Genomic DNA, 2613 nt, shown 5'->3' with positions numbered 1-2613 from the left:
GTATGACAGACAATCCGATGATGATCATGGTCGTAAACATGACGATCGTTTTCGTAGTTCTTTTTTTGTTAGGACTTGTAATTGAATTGATTCACAAGCTCGATCCGACAAAAAATTCGGTACAAGAAGAACCGGAACCGCTTGCTCCGATCGTTGTTGCAGCTCCTGTTGTTGAGGAACCGAGAATGACGCAAGAAGAAGCGGAACTCGTGGACTATGAAGCTGTTATGGATCGAGAATCGATCGAAAGACAATGATTGAAAAGAAATAAAGGGTGTGATAATAAGTGGATATTTTTGGAGTAGCTATATATGAAGTATGGGCAAATAGCGGATATGCCGGCCTGACTGTAGGCAATCTGATTATGATTTTGGTTGGATTGATTCTTCTGTACTTGGCATTCGGTAAAAAATTCGAACCGCTTTTGCTTGGTCCGATCGCATTTGGTTGTATTTTGGCAAACTTCCCGAATACGGGGTTTGACCAGCCGGGCGTTATGTCTGCTATCGGATACGGAATCGAACATGAAATATTCCCTCCGCTCATTTTTTTGGGCGTTGGTGCGATGACTGACTTTGGTCCGCTCATTGCCAATCCGAGAATGTTATTTTTGGGAGCCGCAGCACAATTTGGCGTATTTATTGCATTGGTAGGTGCCATGATTATAGGCTTTACTGCGCAGGAAGCTTCTGCAATCGGTATCATCGGTGGTGCCGATGGCCCGACTGCTATCTATATGACGATCAAATTAGCACCGCATCTCTTGGGCGCGATCGCGGTTGCAGCATATTCTTATATGTCGCTCGTACCGCTCATTCAGCCGCCGATCATTCGTCTGTTGACAACGCAAAAAGAACGTGAGATCGAGATGGGACAGCTTCGACAGGTAACGAAGTTCGAACGTATTGCATTCCCTGTTGTAACGACGATCGTAATCAGTTTGCTTCTTCCGTCGATCGCATCATTGATCGGTATGTTGATGCTTGGTAATCTTTTCAGAGAATCCGGTGTAACAGATCGCTTGTCGGATACAGCACAGAACTCTCTTATCAATATCGTAACGATCTTCTTGGGGCTTGGTACAGGTCTTACGATGTCGGCTGAAGGATTTTTGCAGATTCAGACGATCAAGATCATCTTGCTTGGCCTCGTTGCATTCGCAGTAGGTACGGCAGCAGGCGTATTGCTTGGTAAAGTAATGTGCAAACTGAGTGGCGGTAAGATCAATCCGATTATCGGTGCAGCAGGCGTATCCGCAGTGCCGATGGCAGCTCGTGTATGTCAGATCGAAGGTCAGAAAGCAAATCCGAGCAACTTCCTCTTGATGCATGCAATGGGACCGAACGTTGCAGGTGTTATCGGTACGGCAGTTGCAGCAGGCACGATGCTTGCTATGTTCCAGTAATCAATAAGATACGGCATCTTTTAAGGTGCCGTATTTTTATTTTTTTTGGCAGGGTTTTGTAAGATAAGTACGAATACTAATAAATTGGTGATGAAATCATGAGTAAAATAAAAGATGAAATACGTAGTCAAATAGAAGAGTGGGACTACTTTGCAGAGCTTCCGCAAGAATTGGAAGGCTTTCACTTAACGATCAATCGAGAGATCGTAGATGGATTTTATCGACTGTTTACCTATGAAGACAGTTCGATCCATCGAAAATTTTTTATCATCTACAATGCATCGCTCGGAGAATATCATGCACAGGAAGAGATCGGATTAAATCTCTTTTGCCAGATCGATTACATAACAAGCGACTTGGCAGAGCTCAAGCGAATGCTCAATGATGGCATGGCAACATCGCTTCGCAAACTGCGTCAATTTCCGCAAGATGAGCTTGGAACGATCTTCGCGGAAAAAGGGATTGCGGATTGGGATTATATTTCTGAGTTGCCGCAATCGATATTGGGATTTGATCTATTCATTCATCCGCACTCTTCGATTCGTATCATAAACGGTTCATTTTTGATCCTTGACTATACCGACTTCGTTTCAGAAAGTAACTTTGCATTGTATTACAACATTTATCGTGACGAATTTTTTGGTGAACTTCGTGTATTAAAAATGCCTCAACTGATTACCGAATTCGATGCAACAGAAATAGGGGAACTAACACGGAAAATGAAAGAGCACTTTATTCCGATGCTTGAAAAAGTCAGAAAAGAAATAGATGTAGCAGGCAGCACGAATTGAGAAATAGAATTTCGTATCAGAATAAAAACGGTTGATATCTTTTTGGAAAAAATTAAAAAAGAATATCAAAAAAGGGTTGACAAAAACATAGATATGCGGTAAATTATTATATGTCGTCACACGACGATATCAATAAAAATGGCCCGGTAGTTTAGTTGGTTAGAATGCCGCCCTGTCACGGCGGAGGTCGAGGGTTCGAGTCCCTTCCGGGTCGCCATTTTGCCTCGGTAGCTCAGTTGGTAGAGCAGGGGATTGAAAATCCCCGTGTCGGCGGTTCGATTCCGTCCTGAGGCACCATTTAAGCGGGAATAGCTCAGCGGTAGAGCATCGCCTTGCCAAGGCGAGGGTCGCGAGTTCGAATCTCGTTTCCCGCTCCAACTCTAGAGGCGACATAGCCAAGTGGTAAGGCAGAGGTCT

The 2613-nt window shown here is 43.9% G+C and carries 3 protein-coding genes and 3 tRNA genes; all 6 read left to right on the top strand.

What is annotated here, in order from left to right; translation table 11 throughout:
* Positions 1-2 precede the first annotated feature (2 nt).
* The 6 genes from IJN28_05085 to IJN28_05060 all read left to right on the top strand — a co-directional run bounded on the left by IJN28_05085 (position 3) and on the right by IJN28_05060 (position 2573).
* Positions 3-257: an OadG family protein gene (locus IJN28_05085; protein ID MBQ6713141.1), complete on the top strand. Its 255-nt coding sequence runs from the start codon at positions 3-5 to the stop codon at positions 255-257.
* Positions 258-286: 29 nt separating this feature from the next.
* Positions 287-1405: a sodium ion-translocating decarboxylase subunit beta gene (locus tag IJN28_05080; protein MBQ6713140.1), complete on the top strand. Its 1119-nt coding sequence runs from the start codon at positions 287-289 to the stop codon at positions 1403-1405.
* A 98-nt stretch (positions 1406-1503) separates the two neighbouring features.
* A complete protein-coding gene (locus IJN28_05075) occupies positions 1504-2196 on the top strand; it encodes a hypothetical protein (GenBank protein ID MBQ6713139.1) in 693 nt (230 codons plus the stop codon).
* A gap of 140 nt (positions 2197-2336) precedes the next feature.
* Positions 2337-2413: transfer RNA gene (locus IJN28_05070), tRNA-Asp, on the top strand.
* A gap of 4 nt (positions 2414-2417) precedes the next feature.
* Positions 2418-2493: transfer RNA gene (locus IJN28_05065), tRNA-Phe, on the top strand.
* 5 nt (positions 2494-2498) lie between these two features.
* Positions 2499-2573, top strand: a tRNA-Gly gene (locus tag IJN28_05060).
* Positions 2574-2613 lie beyond the last annotated feature (40 nt).

The organism is Selenomonadales bacterium (assembly GCA_017442105.1).
Taxonomy (GTDB): Bacteria; Bacillota; Negativicutes; order RGIG982; family RGIG982; genus RGIG982.
This window is presented reverse-complemented; position numbering and strand designations above follow the sequence as displayed.